This is a genomic window from Streptococcus timonensis (assembly GCF_047463455.1).
In the GTDB taxonomy this organism is placed as follows: domain Bacteria; phylum Bacillota; class Bacilli; order Lactobacillales; family Streptococcaceae; genus Streptococcus; species Streptococcus timonensis_B.
The window spans coordinates 1-14,007 of sequence record NZ_JASHDV010000008.1 but is presented as its reverse complement, the minus strand read 5'-3'; the positions used below and the strand labels follow the sequence as shown (position 1 = coordinate 14,007).

General features: G+C 40.8%; 15 protein-coding genes. 5 read left to right on the top strand and 10 right to left on the bottom strand.

Going from position 1 to position 14,007, the window contains the following annotated elements; translation table 11 throughout:
* Positions 1–194: 194 nt before the first annotated feature.
* From rpsD to QM847_RS08195, 7 genes are all read right to left on the bottom strand, one after another.
* Positions 195–806 carry a 30S ribosomal protein S4 gene (gene rpsD, locus QM847_RS08225; RefSeq protein WP_008810013.1) on the bottom strand — a complete coding sequence of 204 codons (612 nt, stop codon included), beginning with the start codon at positions 804–806 and terminating at the stop codon, positions 195–197.
* 194 nt (positions 807–1,000) lie between these two features.
* Positions 1,001–2,053 carry a sensor histidine kinase gene (locus QM847_RS08220; RefSeq protein WP_414354969.1) on the bottom strand — a complete coding sequence of 351 codons (1,053 nt, stop codon included), beginning with the start codon at positions 2,051–2,053 and terminating at the stop codon, positions 1,001–1,003.
* Entirely contained in the window at positions 2,050–2,748 is a 699-nt protein-coding gene (locus QM847_RS08215; protein WP_414354967.1) for a response regulator transcription factor, read from the bottom strand. The genes QM847_RS08220 and QM847_RS08215 overlap by 4 nt, the downstream gene beginning before the upstream one ends.
* A gap of 123 nt (positions 2,749–2,871) precedes the next feature.
* Positions 2,872–4,242, bottom strand: coding sequence for an SSURE domain-containing protein (locus tag QM847_RS08210; RefSeq protein WP_414354965.1), 1,371 nt, complete (start codon positions 4,240–4,242; stop codon positions 2,872–2,874).
* 156 nt (positions 4,243–4,398) lie between these two features.
* The gene (locus QM847_RS08205) at positions 4,399–5,064 is read right to left on the bottom strand and encodes a potassium channel family protein (protein ID WP_414354963.1); all 666 of its coding nucleotides are present in this window, start codon (positions 5,062–5,064) and stop codon (positions 4,399–4,401) included.
* 13 nt (positions 5,065–5,077) lie between these two features.
* Positions 5,078–6,457 (bottom strand): TrkH family potassium uptake protein, encoded by a 1,380-nt coding sequence (locus QM847_RS08200; RefSeq protein WP_269798066.1) that lies wholly within the window; start codon positions 6,455–6,457, stop codon positions 5,078–5,080.
* Positions 6,458–6,490: 33 nt separating this feature from the next.
* Complete coding sequence (locus QM847_RS08195) at positions 6,491–7,255, bottom strand: nucleoside phosphorylase (RefSeq protein WP_414354962.1); 765 nt, start codon at positions 7,253–7,255, stop codon at positions 6,491–6,493.
* A gap of 184 nt (positions 7,256–7,439) precedes the next feature.
* Here QM847_RS08195 and QM847_RS08190 point away from each other — a divergent pair, with 184 nt between their 5' ends.
* From QM847_RS08190 to QM847_RS08180, 3 genes are all read left to right on the top strand, one after another.
* Positions 7,440–7,892, top strand: coding sequence for a DUF3290 domain-containing protein (locus tag QM847_RS08190; RefSeq protein WP_414354960.1), 453 nt, complete (start codon positions 7,440–7,442; stop codon positions 7,890–7,892).
* On the top strand, positions 7,889–8,521 hold the full coding sequence (locus QM847_RS08185; RefSeq protein ID WP_414354958.1) for a DUF421 domain-containing protein: 633 nt from the start codon (positions 7,889–7,891) through the stop codon (positions 8,519–8,521). Before QM847_RS08190 ends, QM847_RS08185 begins: the two co-directional genes overlap by 4 nt.
* 111 nt (positions 8,522–8,632) lie before the next feature.
* A complete protein-coding gene (locus QM847_RS08180; RefSeq protein ID WP_414354957.1) occupies positions 8,633–8,836 on the top strand; it encodes a CsbD family protein in 204 nt (67 codons plus the stop codon).
* A 53-nt stretch (positions 8,837–8,889) separates the two neighbouring features.
* Here QM847_RS08180 and QM847_RS08175 read toward each other — a convergent pair whose 3' ends face one another.
* Positions 8,890–10,134, bottom strand: a complete 1,245-nt coding sequence (locus tag QM847_RS08175) for a carbohydrate-binding domain-containing protein (RefSeq protein ID WP_414354956.1) — start codon at positions 10,132–10,134, stop codon at positions 8,890–8,892.
* A 205-nt stretch (positions 10,135–10,339) separates the two neighbouring features.
* Here QM847_RS08175 and QM847_RS08170 point away from each other — a divergent pair, with 205 nt between their 5' ends.
* The gene (locus QM847_RS08170; protein ID WP_414354954.1) at positions 10,340–11,116 is read left to right on the top strand and encodes a polyphosphate polymerase domain-containing protein; all 777 of its coding nucleotides are present in this window, start codon (positions 10,340–10,342) and stop codon (positions 11,114–11,116) included.
* The gene (locus QM847_RS08165) at positions 11,109–11,792 is read left to right on the top strand and encodes a DUF4956 domain-containing protein (RefSeq protein WP_414354952.1); all 684 of its coding nucleotides are present in this window, start codon (positions 11,109–11,111) and stop codon (positions 11,790–11,792) included. The genes QM847_RS08170 and QM847_RS08165 overlap by 8 nt, the downstream gene beginning before the upstream one ends.
* Positions 11,793–11,822: 30 nt before the next feature.
* Here QM847_RS08165 and QM847_RS08160 read toward each other — a convergent pair whose 3' ends face one another.
* The gene (locus QM847_RS08160; protein ID WP_414354951.1) at positions 11,823–12,386 is read right to left on the bottom strand and encodes a sugar O-acetyltransferase; all 564 of its coding nucleotides are present in this window, start codon (positions 12,384–12,386) and stop codon (positions 11,823–11,825) included.
* 145 nt (positions 12,387–12,531) lie between these two features.
* A partial coding sequence (locus QM847_RS08155; protein ID WP_414354949.1) for an LPXTG cell wall anchor domain-containing protein occupies positions 12,532–14,007 on the bottom strand: 1,476 nt, incomplete at its 5' end.

The following is a 14,007-nucleotide window of genomic DNA, read 5'->3' as shown; positions in this document are numbered from 1 at the left end:
ATTCGAACCCGTGTTACCGCCGTGAAAAGGCGGTGTCTTAACCCCTTGACCAACGGACCCGAGCTTTTTGACTCTTTCTATTATACCTACTTTTTTTGCCTTGTCAAGAACTTAGGTTTATTTTTTTCGTATTTTTTGTTTTTTCAAAGCAAAAAGCCCACTGTTGTAGGCTTTCTGTATCATATATCTTAAAATTAAAGCATTTTGTTGTAGAATTCAACGACAAGAGCTTCGTTAATTTCTGGGTTAATCTCGTCACGTTCTGGCAAACGAGTCAATGAACCTTCCAATTTTTCAGCGTCGAATGATACGAATGCTGGGCGTCCAAGAGTAGCTTCTACTGCTTCAAGGATTGCTGGAACTTTCAATGATTTTTCACGAACTGAAATTACTTGTCCTGGAGTTACACGGTATGATGGGATATCAACGCGTTTTCCGTCAACAAGGATATGTCCGTGGTTTACGAATTGACGAGCTTGACGACGTGTAGTCGCAAGACCAAGACGGTAAACAACGTTATCCAAACGACGTTCCAAAAGAAGCATGAAGTTGAAACCAAGGATTCCTTCTTTAATCTTAGTAGCTTGTACGAACAAGTTACGGAATTGTTTTTCACCCACTCCGTAAGTGAAACGAAGTTTTTGTTTTTCAGCCAATTGCAAACCGTATTCTGACAATTTAGAACGGTTGTTTGGTCCGTGTTGTCCTGGTACGTAGTTACGACGTGCCAATTCTTTACCTGTACCTGTAAGTGAAAGGCCAAGGCGACGAGCTTGTTTCCAAGATGGTCCTGTATAACGTGACATATGTATGTCCTCCTAATATAAATATAATTTCGGCGGAAATAGTCACTTAGAGAGCTCTGATTCGTGCAGATGCCCTTCGCCTAAACAGCCAAGGTTACTTATCAGAAGACACCTGTTGACGAGCTTCATGCTATCCTGCTGCTATTTCGCACAAAGACTATTGTACCATGAATATCTAGATTTGTAAAGAGGTTTTAAACTTTATTTTCACTGATACAGAGATTAAGATTGAGGGTAAAGGTGCTTCCGAGGCCGTACTGGCTACTGACTGTGATTTCTCCACCTAATTGATGGGCCAATTCACGCGCAATTGCAAGACCTAAGCCATGACCACCTGTTTTCATATTTCGCGAAGTTTCGACACGGTAAAGGCGTTTGAAAATATTCTCCAAATCCTCCGGGGCAATTCCCTGTCCCTCATCCGTCACACTTATTGAAAGCTGACTCTTCTCCAGCTTAGCCACCACCTCCAGCTTGGTCCCTGGAGAAGAGTATTTAAAAGCGTTATTGACCAGATTAACCAAGATGCGAGAAAGTTTAGCATAATCCCCTTCAATCCGGGCAGACTCTGGTATTACCTGCAAGTGGACATCTCGCTTCTCCTGCTCAATCAAGAACTGAAACTCACTCATACAATCAATCAAGAGCTGATCCAGAAAAATGCTGTCTTTACTAGCCGTATCCACTTGATTTCTAGATGTATTTAGAGTCAAATAATTCAATTCCTCAACCAGTTTATTGAGTCTTTCGGTCTGGCGTCCAATGGTTGCTAGATAATGGGCTTGTTCTCCTTCCTTGATAACCCCATCCAAAATCCCTTCTACCGTCGCTTGGATTGAAGTGATGGGAGTCTTGATATCATGCGATAGCTGGGCAATCATCAAGCCTTTTTCTCGTTCGCTTTCTTCCAAGGAATCAAAAGTCGCCTGCAAATCATGTGACATTTCATTGAAAGCTTGCCCTAACTGCTGAAATTCTACAGGTCCTTTAACCTCCAGATTAGAAGGAAAATCCTTGTCTGCTACTCGCTTGGCATGTTCCTTGAGTTTGCCCAATGATGTAAAGACCGGTGATAGGAGAAAGAGACTAATCCCAGCACCGACAAAACTAGCTATGAGAGTCATACCCACTAGGAAGTAAATCTCTCTTTCTTCAATTAACATTCGCTGGATGGCCCAAAAAACTACGATAATCGTTAGGAGTGTTGAAATGATATACCCCACTAAAATATAACTTTTTAATTTCATTGACTACCTCGTGCTTTCTCAATTTTGTAGCCCAAGCCCCAAACGGTTTTGATGGCGGGAGTTTCTGCACTGGCATGTTTAGCCAACTCCTGTCGAAGAGCATGAATATGAACATTCAAGGTATTGGTATCATCCACATAATCTTCTTGCCAGACCTTTTCATAGAGATCTGTCTTGGAGAAAACCCGCTCTGGATTACTGGCTAAAAGCCATAGAAGATCGAAGGATTTGACTGTCAAATCGAGCGACACATTGCCGATAGAGACCTCATGACTAGCGTGATTCATTCGTAAATCCCCAAGACTGACGACCTCTGTCTTACCTCCACGATGAAGGCGACGCAAAATATTATGGACACGCAAAACCAGCTCACGAGGACTAAATGGCTTGGCAATAAAGTCATCTGCCCCTAAGCTCAGGCCATAAATCTTGTCCTGCTCACTAGTTTTAGCCGTGATAAAGAGAAAAGGTTGATCTGGAGACTGATACTGAACCTCACTAATCAAATCATAACCATCCATCCTAGGCATCATGATATCTGTAATAATCAAATCAATCGGTTTTCGCTTGAAGGTTTCCAAAGCCTCTACTCCATCATGAGCCACCAAAACCTGATAGCCTGCTTGAACCAGATAACGTTGATGAATATCTGTGATTTCTACCTCGTCATCAACGAGTAAAATTGTCTTTCCCATCTGTATCTCCTTTGAAAAAAACAGTGCTATACCATAATAGTATAACACTATTTTAATCTCTTTACGAACATTCTAAACCATATCTGGATTTTTCAAATCCTAAATAGAAACTCTTTAGCTAGACTAGTTATTTCCCTCTTTTTTAGCTCTCAAGCCGAGGCCACCTAGTAGTCCGGCCAAGGCTAATCCAAAGAATCCAATAGTAGCCATTGATGTTTGGGTTTCACCAGTATATGGAAGCATGTCTTTTTGCTCTTTCATCTGATCAGCCATCATTGGATTTGACACCTTATTATTAGATGTCATGTTGCCTTCATCAGGCATTTTGCTTGATGGTGCTGGAGCTTGATCTTGTTTCATGCTTGGTGTTGCCATTGGCTGGCTAGCATTCATGGTTTTGTCCTGCTCTTGACTAGGCATCATCTTATCCTGGTTAGCAACTGGCATTTTAGATTTCATATCATCTTGATTGGCACTAGGCATTTGAGCGTTCATCTTAGACTCATCTTGATGACTATTCATCATTGGAGCCTGCATAGCTGAATCATTAGAAGATGGGACGAAACCTGACTGCATCGGAATCAGAGACTGATGTCCATTCAAGTTCACTGTCAAATCCTTAGTCGTCACAAGATTTGTTAAGTCTGCCTTTCCGTCTTTTGCACCGTACACCTTGATAGTAGCTTTATAGCTTTGCGTACCATTTTGTTTCAAGAGGTCAAGCAACTCTTTATCAGATTTTCCTTGGGTGCCTGCCAAGTCCACTTCGTAGAAGTAAAGACCTTTGCCCAATTTTTCTACTGGTGGAAGGGCGGGATTTTTAGCTGAATCGTTGTCTGACCATGTAGCCTTGTCGGATGCTTTCAAGATAAGGCGAGTCAACATACCGTCACCTGCGAAGAATTCGTATGGAATGACTTGGTTGACACCGGCTATGAATGGCCCTGGGAAGTTGGCTTTGTCCAAGTATGTAGCTGGAACATCTACTGTATCTTTAGTATTGTCAGTCACACCTTTTTGGACTTCAGCTGGGGTGGTTACTGGTTGCGATTCACTGCCTTCGCGGTCTTGTCCAGAAACTGTAGACGCAGGACTTTCCACAGGTTTAACTGCATCTTCTGTTTGTTTCTTAGAGTCAGCTTGGGATTGCAATTCTTCTTTTGGTGCTACTACTGGATCTTTAGCATCTGTGTCCGCTTTTTCTGGAGAGCTTGTAGAATCCAAGCTTACTTTAGATACTGTGTCTGATTGTTCTGAAGGAAGAGCTACATCGACTGCTTTTTTTAGAGCCTCTGCTGGTAAGTCTCTCTTTTCACTCACCGAAGTGTCGTTTGGCATGACTTGGGCCGGTGTCGGATTGACGACATCTGCACGTGCAGAACCTGGTTGACCGACTAGGACGAAGAAGCCACTAGCTACAACAACTGAAGCAACACCGACACTGAGACGGCGAATAGACCAACGAGTATATCTTTGATTTGGATTGAATTTCATAGGATTCTCCTTAGAGTTTTCTTTTTTTGATAGCTCTAGTATAATCTCCTAAAATTAAAAAGGATTAAGAAAAAGTTAAAATTTTTCTTAAATCCTTCTTATAAAATACTTATATTGACTCAATAGTCCCTAGAAAAAAGAATAGTCATTTCTCTTTTAATCATTGAGGCGTGCTAGATTATCCAAATATTGGTTATTGATTACTGCCATCATATAGCCATCAGCTTTCAATAGATCATTCGGTCCAAATTGAACATCCAAGGGAGCATTTTCATAGTCACGAAAACCAAGAATATTGAGATTGTATTGTCCTCGAAGATCAAGTTGACTTAGACTCTTGCCTGACCACGATTGTGGAATTTTCATCTCGACAATAGAGACATTCTTGTCCAACTGAAAGACATCTACGCTATTATTAAACAGAATAGTCTGCGCTAACGAGCGACCCATCTCATACTCTGGGGAAATAACTGAATCTGCGCCAATTTTTTCAAGGACTTTTTTTGCTGTATGGCTTTTAACCTTAGCAATAACAGTTGGTACTCCTAGACTCTTGCAATGCATGACTGCGAGCACACTAGATTCTAAATTTTCCCCAGTTGCCACCACAACTGTATCGCAGGTATCAATTCCTGCTGAGAGCAAGAGCTCTTCATCTGTTATATCTCCAACAACTCCATGTACCAAGACTGGTTCGAATTGATTGATTCGCTCCTCATGGTCGTCAATGGCGATTATATTTATATCATGCTGAGCGAGAGCGGTAAGTACACTACTCCCAAAAATACCCAAACCTAAAATTCCAATTGTCCGATCTGACATAGTTTATCCTTTCTTATCCTATGGTAATATCTGCTTTCATATAGTGGATCATATCTTTCTTATCTGGTTGATACTCAGCCAAACTAACTAATAGCGTCAGTGGCCCAATCCGTCCTATAAACATCAGTAGCATGATAATGCTAAGAGCTAATTTGCCTAATTCTGGTGTCAGATTGGCAGTTACTCCGACCGTAGCAAGAGCTGAAATTGTCTCGAACATGATGTAGATAAAGCGCGGATTACCCTCGGCTGTTATTCCTACTAAGATTAAACCCGATAAAAAAGTTATCAAGAAGATGATAAAAACACTGAAAGATTTTTGGACTGTACGAGGTTCAATCGTTCTTCGAGCTACATTCGCATGAGGCAAGCCTAAAAGCTCACTGCGTGCAAAGACCAATAAGACAAAGAAGGTTGTGATTTTAAGTCCCCCTGCAGTTCCTCCAGGTGCGCCACCAAGAAACATTTGTAAAATATAAATCAGTAGTGTAACAGGTCTAGCTTGAGTATAATCAATAGAAGCAAAACCTGCCGTTCTCATGCTAACTGTTTGGAAAAAACTGACTAGTAATTTATCAGGGATGCTGAGATTGCCAATCGTTCCCGGATTGTTCCACTCTATTAAGAGAGTTGAAACTGTTCCAGTAAATAAAATCCCCACTGTTAAAAAAAGAACCAATTTGGTATGAAAACGAAGACGGCGTTTTTTCTTCTTTCCTAATTGGGTAGCTAAATCAAACCAGACCATGAAACCTAGGCCACCCGTAATAATCAAAGCAGCAATTACTAGATTAATCAAAGGGTCGGTCTGAAAAGCTACCAAACTTGTACTTCCAAAATTATCAAATCCAGCATTACAGAAAGCTGAAATAGCTAAGAAGATAGAAGTAAAAATTCCTCGGCCCAATCCAAATTCAGGAACAAAACGAAAACTTAACAGGAAGGCTCCTAGGCCTTCAACGACAAAAGTCGTCAAGAAAATTGAACGTATGAAAACCTTTAACGACTGAGTTTCTCCATAACTGAAGCTCTCAAGAATTGTTTCACGGCTACGAAGACTTAACTTTTGTTTACTTTGAATATAAAAGACCCCGATAAAGGTCATGAGACCCAAACCGCCAATCTGGATTAAAAACATACAGATTAACTGGCCCCAGACATTGTAGGTTGAAGCTACTGGTTGAGTAAAGAGTCCTGTCACGCAGACCATGGATACTGCTGTAAAGAGATGGTCGAAATAGGTCGCTTGAGAGCTAGTTGCTTGCACAAATGGAAGACTCAAAAGAAGAGAGCCTACGAAAATAACCAAAGCAAAACTTAAAAAAATTCGACGAGCAGGTGACAAACGCCCCAAGGTCGTGTTTATTTTTTCCGAAAATGATTTGAATAACATAGCTACATTGTACCACAAAATCAGTTAAAGCAGTTATATATGACTAACGATTTCAAGACAGAGTTCCAAGGCTTTGTCAAAAGCTTCTGCACCCCAATCGCGCTGGTCATAGTTATCAAGATCTGCCAAAGAATCTGCTGTGAACAGCAACTCACCCCAGACTGCACCGCGAAGTTGAGCTACTGCTGCTAAAGCAGCACATTCCATCTCCACAACTGCACAGCCTTCTTCCTTGCGATAGGCAACCTTTTCAGCTGTCTCTCGATAAAAACCATCTGTCGTCCAGGTCATGACTTCCTCATAAGGAATACCTCTTTGTTCCAAGACTTGCTCAATGGCAGAGATAGCCTCAGTCTGCATCTCCATATAACGAGAGGGCGCTGCATAGTGGTAGCTCGTTCCCTCATCTCGCAGAGCGCGAACAGGGACGAGAAAGGCATTTTCCTCAATATCGGCTAGGACTCCACAAGTACCGGTGGAAATGATTTGCTCCACACCATAGCCAATCAACCAATCCATAAACTGGGCCGCTGGGGCAGAACCAACGGGAGCCTGAGCCAGACACACTTTTTCACCTTTGTAGTCCATGACATAAACAGGATACGTCTTTGTGGCAGAAATGAACTCTCCAACGCACTCTGCTCCTACTTCCTGAGCATAGCGGTCAATCTCCTCCTCCAAAAATGCATAGACGCACTTCTTTGGCAACTGTAAATCTAAACCTTCATGATTGGGCATGATAACTGCTTGAGGATTGTCATCAAACTCTAAAATAGGAATAGCGTGTTTTTGAATCATAAAGTACCTCCTCTAAATTTTTACTATTGTATCAAAAGCAGAAAGAAAGTCAAGGTCGAGTCGAAGTTCAATTAAGAAAAATTTAAATAAGAAACAACATTTAAATTTTTTTCGTAAGAAAAAATTGCCGTAACTAAAGAATTATCTTATAATAGATTGAATTTTAAAAAAGTGAGGGAGTTTTATGAAATTCTATTCCTATGACTATGTGCTCAGCCAGATTAGTCAACAGAATTGGGTCATGATCATCGTTTCAGCTCTACTACTTATTGTGACTGGCTTTTTTGCATTTAAGGCTTTCAAAGATAAGAAAGGAACCAAGTTCCGTGAATTATCGATTATTTCTATTTTGACCTTAATAGCTTTTGTATTGATTAGTATTACGAATTTTCAAAGCAACCAATCTAACGATAATCAGTTCCGTAGTTCCTTACACTTCATTGAGGTAGTCTCAAAAGAGTTAGGTGTTGATAAGAAAGATGTTTATGTCAACACTTCAGCGGTAACTGATGGAGCAATTATTAAGGTTGGCGACAATTTTTATCGTGCCATTAGCGGAACTGACCAAGATAGCTATTTATTAGAAAAGATGGAACTCTATAAATCAGACGTTGAACTCGTGGAGGTTGAAAAATGATAAGCTTTTTTGCTACAATTGCGATTAAATTGGCCTTGGGCCTTCTGTCTCTAGTTTTTGTTATCAATGTAACAGGTAAAGGAAATCTTGCACCAAGTTCTGCGGTAGACCAAGTACAAAACTTTGTTCTCGGGGGTATTATTGGTGGGGTCATCTACAATAGTTCGATTACCATCATCCAATACGTTGTTATCCTTATCATCTGGACTATTCTCATCTTGCTCCTTAAATGGCTCAACACCAACGTTTCTTTGATTAAACATCTGATTGACGGAAAACCTACTATTATCATAAAAAATGGTCAGTTAGACCCTGAAGCCTGTCGATCAAAAGGTCTTGCAGCTGCAGATGTAGCTCTTAAATTGCGCGCTCAAGGAATCTTCCAACTGAAGGATGTCAAGAGAGCTGTGATTGAGCAAAACGGGCAATTGATAGTCGTAAAAATGGGTGACGAAAATCCAAAATATCCTCTCATTACCGATGGTGTTGTCCAAGTTGAAATCCTAGAAACCATTGGCAAAACCGAAGAGTGGCTAACTGAGAAATTGAAAGAAGAAGGTTTTGAAGAAGTCTCTAATATCTTTATCGCTGAATACGATAAAGGTCAATTGAACATTGTAACCTATTAAAAAAATAAACTGATGCTTTTCGTATCAGTTTTTTTTAATACTAAAGGGTATATACTTAAGTTATTATCTGATTTTTTTAGGTAATGGAATAAATTAACGGAGGTAACCCCCATGTCAATCGAAGAAAAATTCAACCAAGCTAAAGGTTCTTTCAAAGAAGGATTTGGTAAATTAACTGGCGACAAAAAACTTGAAACTAAAGGAGCTACTGAGCAAGTAATTTCTAAAGTAAAAGAAGTTGCTGAAGATGCTAAAGAAGCTGTCGAAGGTGCAGTATCTGGTGTTAAAAACATCTTTAAAAAAGACGGAGAATAATCCTTTCTCGTCCTAAAAACTCTCCCTTCTCTTTCGAGAAAGGAGAGTTTCTGTTATGGTCGTCCACCAGGTGCACCACTAGGGCCACCATTTCCTTGAGGGCCACCTCCAAGTGCTCCTCCGCCTCCAGGCATAGAATTAACAATCTCAGTTTGTTTCTCACCATTGAGGTAGATTTCTCCACCTGTGTAGGTCGCAGTTCCATCAAAGTCAAATCCTGTTTGACCAGTCATTTTGATTGTCCCTCCAGTAACTGTAATGTTTCCATTTGAGTCAATTGGATCTGTGTCCCCTTGACCAACTTCAACTGTCAAGTTCCCACCATTCATGGTGAAGAAAATTTCACTTTGTTGGGCGTTTTTGTTGGCCGCATTGACACCATCATCTGTTGAGTAGATGGTGATGTCTCCACCGTTGATAGTGATTGACTTGCCTTCAAGCCCTTCTGTAGAATTCTTAACAGTATAGGTACCACTATCAATAACTAGGTCACCTGATGCGTGGATACCATCGTCCCCTGCAGTAACGGTTATAGTGTTGTCAGAGAGATACATGGTTCCAACAGATGTATCGTCATCATTGTCTACCTTGACGCCGTCTTCCTTGGCATCAATAGTCATGGTTGTGCCAGTAATATTGAGTTCATCATTGACATTAAAGGCATCTCCAACCGCTGTGATGTTGTAGGTTCCGCCAGTGATGTGAAGTGTATCATTAGCTTTGATACCATTGTTTTTCTTACCATCTACATTGAGAGTTCCTTTACCATTGATGGTCAAGTTCACTTTAGAGAAGAGGGCTGCATCAGCTTTTTCATCACTATTAGAAGCAGAATCTGATAGGCTATTGGTTGTACCATCTGCTAGAGTTAGATATACATGACCAGCTGATGTCGCGGAAATAGCTGCATTGGTATTGGTCATAGTCACACCCTTTAGAACAATATGTACATCATCAGTCTTCTCGGCTTCAATCTTGATTTGAACTCCGTCGGATTGACCAGATATGATATAGGTTCCTGCCTTAGAAATTGTGACGGTAGAACCTGATACGGCCACTCCGTCACCAGATACCGTCGCTGTTGAGCCTGACAGACTTACAGTTGCTACTGTCTTTTCATCATAGGAAGTGTCATAGTCCTTGTCTGTAAAATAGCTAGTTTTCTTAGCATCTGTAGTGGATGCCGTTGTTGTTGCGGTATTGCTAGCTGTTGTATTCGAAGTTGACTGGGTACAAGCTGTCACCAGTGCTAGAGTTGCTATACTCGTTAATAAGAATGTCCATTTTTTCGCTTTCATGATCATTTCCTCATCTTTCATTTACATGGTCCTAGTCTACGGGAGTTTCCTAAAAGAAGTCTAAATTTTTTCTGAAAGTTTTCTTAAGTTCAGTTTCAATTAAGTTAAATTTAACAATAGTTTTAGATAAACTCCTTAAAATCGTAAACAAGCAAGTTCACCTTGTTTAAAAATAGTATAACTGAACGCAAGAGGAGAAAGACTTATGAAACCATTAGAAACAACTTTTAAGCGGATTGAAACCAAATATATTGTCTCCAAAGAAATTTTAGACAAACTCATCCAAGATTTAAAGGAATATTTGGTAGAAGACGACTATCCAATTTCAACTATTTCAAATATCTACTTCGACACAGAAGACTTTGATGTGCTCCAAGATGATGATTTCGGGAGCAAGCGAAAGGGAAAGGTTCGTATGCGGACCTATCTCAGCAATCCCAAAGCAGATAGTCAGGTGTTTTTAGAAATCAAGACTAAGGATCAAGAAGGAGTCGGTCGCAAATTTCGCCTGCTCTCAACTCCTAGTTCCATCATAAATTTCATGACCAAAGGACGCTTGGATTCTAGTATCACAGATAAGTTTGTCATTGAAAAAGTGAAAAAACTTCATCGGGATTATAAACAAGCAATTCAGGCTCGTATGTATATCTACTACGATCGTTATTCTTTGAAGGAAAAGAAATACATTGAGGGCTACGACTATAACAAAATTCGTATCACAATTGATCAAAATCTAGTCTATAGAGATGAAAATGTCAGTCTTTTCGCTGGTAACCATGGTGATGCTCTCTTAGATGATGATACTGTCATTATGGAAATTAAGGCTCCCGGAAACAAACCTCAGTGGCTGCAATATATCCTGGATAAGTATGATTTGATGGAGCACAAGTTTTCAAAATACAGTTGTGCTTACCACAAATCTCAAGGTCTTCCTTATGCACCACGTCCCAGTATAGAAAGCGCAGGTACCGCTTATGCTTAATCTATTTAATTCAATTTTCAACAACGCCACTGCAAGTGCAGTTCCCTTCCAACTCCTGCTGGCACTTCTAGTCAGTCTAGTCCTCGGTTTGGCACTTACTTGGACCTACAAATATCGGACCCTCTATACCAGAGAATTTGCCATCAGCTTGACTCTGCTTCCCTGCCTTATGACCTTGGTTATTTTTCTGGTCAATGGGAGCTTGGGTACGTCAATTGCTGTAGCCGGAACCTTTAGTTTGATTCGTTTCCGTTCTGCCACAAGCGGATCAAGAGAACTCATCGCCATCTTTATAGCCATGATTATCGGTTTAGCTTGTGGAACAGGCTACCTCTTCTTGGCTATTCTTTTCACACTTTTTATCTTGGGTGTATGGTTCCTTTTGGAAAATCAGCAAGTCAAGTCCGACAATCAGCGCCGTAGGCTTTTGACAATTACGGTAGCCAATCAAGAGAAAGTTCAGAATGCTGTTCAAACTTCTCTTGACCAATTTTGTTCTGAAATTGATATGATTACCATTAATAGTACAAATGCTGGTGAAATTCTAAGCATTGTCTATGAAATTGAACTTAAATCTGATGCTGACGACTTCCAAGTAACTAGTTATCTCACACAAAATATCGAACAATGCGATGTAGCTTTAACTAAAAAAGCTAAGAAGAGAAAAAATCTCTAATAATTAAAAGAACAGCAAGATGCTGTTCTTTTAGTTTTTTTTGACTGGAATTTCTTTGATAACTCGTGCTGGGTTGCCTGCCAGAACTACATTATCTCCAAAAGATTTAGTAATGACAGCTCCTGCTCCTGCAACAACGTTATCACCTAGTGTAACACCTGGAAGGACAATAACCCCACCACCTGCCCAGAAGTTTTTACCAATCGTGATTGGTTTTCCAAATTCTAAACCTGAATTTCGTTCTTCTGGATCTAGAGGATGAAGAGGTGTCAAAAATTGGCAGTTAGGACCAATCATGGCATTGTCACCAATGGTAATTGGACAAACATCCAACATGGTCAGATTCCAATTGGAATAAAAATTTTCTCCCAAATGAATATTGACACCATAATCCACCACCAAACGAGTATTGACATAGAGATTTTCACCAGTCGAGCCAAACCATTCTTTGACGATTCCCATACCTTTTACTGGATCGACTTCTTCATTAAAAGCCGCTTGCTTTTGTCGTGCTGTTTGTGCTAGAGCACGAAGTTCTGGATCGAACGGGTGATAGAGTTCTCCCGCAATCATTTTTTGATATTCACTTTTCATAGCTTGACTTCCTTGCCTATTTTAAAAGATTGTAGCATAGTTCTATCTTTAAGACAAGCCACAAAGAGATAAAAAAACTAGTACATCCAAAGATGTACTAGTTTTTAATTAGAAAGGTAACTTTCTCACTATTCTACAGAGTTGATTAGTCTTCTTTCTTTTTACGAGCGATAAGTCCAAATCCACTCAAGACACCTACTAAACCAAGGGCAGCAAGGCTAGCGTGGTCTTCAGTACCAGTATTTGGCAATTGGTCAGTTACCCAAACTACCTCTTCAGCTACTGGAGCTGGTTTTTCTTGAACTGGTGTTAGCACTGGATCTGGCGTTGGCACTGGATCTGGCGTTGGCACTGGATCTGGCGTTGGCACTGGATCTGGTGTTGGCACTGGATCTGGCGTTGGCACTGGATCTGGCGTTGGCACTGGATCTGGTGTTGGCACTGGATCTGGCGTTGGCACTGGATCTGGCGTTGGCACTGGATCTGGTGTTGGTACTGGATCTGGCGTTGGCACTGGATCTGGCGTTGGTACTGGATCTGGCGTTGGCACTGGATCTGGCGTTGGCACTGGATCTGGCGTTGGCACTGGATTTGGTGTTGGTACTTTCTCATAAACGTGCTCTGTATCACCGTTTGGAAGTTTCTTAGTCTCTACGAAGCGGTAACCTGGAATATCTCTATTAGGATTTTCACCGTCTTCGATTGGATAACCTGGAATCTCGTTACCTTCCTTATCCTTATGACTTGTCTTTACTTTTTCATAGACATGTTCAGTGTCACCATTAGGCAATTTCTTAGTTTCAACGAAACGGTAACCTGGGATCTCAGCTTTAGGTTGTTCACCATCCTCTGTTGGATATCCTGGGATTGCTTTTCCTTCTTTATCTACGAATGTAGTAACAGGAATTACAGTTGGTGTGTACGTTGCAGAAGCTTTAGTACCATTCATATCTTCACGAACAACTGTCACTGATGGAGCAGGTCCAGTAAATTCTGGTTCTGGTTTGAAGGTTACAGTTCCGTCAGGAGCTACTGTATACGTACCTACACCTGGAATAGTCTTAGTTGTTGAACCATCGTCAAATGTAGCTGGAACATCATCATTCATAGGAACACGGCTATCGCCTTCCTTGAATGTTGGTTTACCAGATTGCTCTTGACCTTTTGGACCAATTGTTGTTGCCGGTTCACCTGTAGGAGTTACTGGTGTTACTGTTGGTGTGTACTTACCTGTTACTGGTGTACCGTTCTTATCTACACGTTTAACTGTTACACCTGTTCCTGTTCCGATGAATGATTTTTCTGGGACGAAGGTTACACTTCCATCTGGAGCTACTGTATAAGTACCTTCGCCTGGAATTATTTTCGTTGTTGAGCCATCTTCAAATGTAGCTGGCGTATCATCATCCATTGGAACTACTGGATCACCTTCTGTAAACTTAGGCTTACCTGTTTGAGTCTGGCCTTGTTTATCAATTGAAGTCACTTCTTCAGCTGTAGGAGTTACTGGTGTTACTGTTGGTGTGTACTTACCTGTTACTGGTGTACCGTTCTTATCTACACGTTTAACTGTTACACCTGTTCCTGTTCCGATGAATGATTTTTCTGGGACGAAGGTTAC

Bases quoted from the DNA above. Each gene is read 5' to 3' on its own strand.
- rpsD (WP_008810013.1), bottom strand. From the start codon at position 806: ATGTCACGTTATACAGGACCATCTTGGAAACAAGCTCGTCGCCTTGGC.
- QM847_RS08190 (WP_414354960.1), top strand. From the start codon at position 7,440: ATGAAATTCTATTCCTATGACTATGTGCTCAGCCAGATTAGTCAACAG.
- QM847_RS08210 (WP_414354965.1), bottom strand. From the start codon at position 4,242: ATGAAATTCAATCCAAATCAAAGATATACTCGTTGGTCTATTCGCCGT.
- QM847_RS08185 (WP_414354958.1), top strand. From the start codon at position 7,889: ATGATAAGCTTTTTTGCTACAATTGCGATTAAATTGGCCTTGGGCCTT.
- QM847_RS08170 (WP_414354954.1), top strand. From the start codon at position 10,340: ATGAAACCATTAGAAACAACTTTTAAGCGGATTGAAACCAAATATATT.
- QM847_RS08215 (WP_414354967.1), bottom strand. From the start codon at position 2,748: ATGGGAAAGACAATTTTACTCGTTGATGACGAGGTAGAAATCACAGAT.
- QM847_RS08200 (WP_269798066.1), bottom strand. From the start codon at position 6,457: ATGTTATTCAAATCATTTTCGGAAAAAATAAACACGACCTTGGGGCGT.
- QM847_RS08160 (WP_414354951.1), bottom strand. From the start codon at position 12,386: ATGAAAAGTGAATATCAAAAAATGATTGCGGGAGAACTCTATCACCCG.
- QM847_RS08180 (WP_414354957.1), top strand. From the start codon at position 8,633: ATGTCAATCGAAGAAAAATTCAACCAAGCTAAAGGTTCTTTCAAAGAA.
- QM847_RS08165 (WP_414354952.1), top strand. From the start codon at position 11,109: ATGCTTAATCTATTTAATTCAATTTTCAACAACGCCACTGCAAGTGCA.
- QM847_RS08205 (WP_414354963.1), bottom strand. From the start codon at position 5,064: ATGTCAGATCGGACAATTGGAATTTTAGGTTTGGGTATTTTTGGGAGT.
- QM847_RS08175 (WP_414354956.1), bottom strand. From the start codon at position 10,134: ATGAAAGCGAAAAAATGGACATTCTTATTAACGAGTATAGCAACTCTA.
- QM847_RS08220 (WP_414354969.1), bottom strand. From the start codon at position 2,053: ATGAAATTAAAAAGTTATATTTTAGTGGGGTATATCATTTCAACACTC.
- QM847_RS08195 (WP_414354962.1), bottom strand. From the start codon at position 7,255: ATGATTCAAAAACACGCTATTCCTATTTTAGAGTTTGATGACAATCCT.